This is a genomic window from Marinifilum breve (assembly GCF_003202155.1).
GTDB classification, from domain to species: domain Bacteria; phylum Bacteroidota; class Bacteroidia; order Bacteroidales; family Marinifilaceae; genus Marinifilum; species Marinifilum breve.
The window spans coordinates 1-401 of record NZ_QFLI01000164.1; the positions used below are offsets into that span (position 1 = coordinate 1).

Below are 401 nucleotides of genomic sequence, written 5' to 3' on the forward strand. Positions count from 1 at the left end.
GGAGGACAACTGGAAAGGCATCAAAGAAACATTGACTTCAACGTGTCAAGAGGTTCTGGGCCTAAAGAAACACCATCATAAGGAATGGATCTCTATAGAAACACTGGACAAGATCAAAGAAAGGAAGAACAAGAAGGCAGCAATTAACAACAGCCGAACACGAGCAGAGAAAGTCCAAGCACAAGCTGAATACATAGAAGCAAACAAACAAGTGAAGAGGAGCATTAGAGCCGACAAGAAGAAATACGTGGAAGAACTAGCAACGACGGCAGAAAAAGCTGCTAGAGAAGGAAATATGAAACAGCTCTACGATACAACGAAGAAACTATCAGGGAAATACAGTAAACCAGAGAGGCCGGTCAAAGACAAAGAAGGCAAGCCAATCACCGAAATTCAACAAC

The 401-nt window shown here is 42.6% G+C and carries 1 protein-coding gene; it reads left to right on the top strand.

Translation table 11 applies throughout. The features are described from left to right. Positions 1 to 401 (top strand): hypothetical protein (locus DF185_RS24910; protein ID WP_165836120.1); only part of this gene is annotated, 401 nt, incomplete at both ends.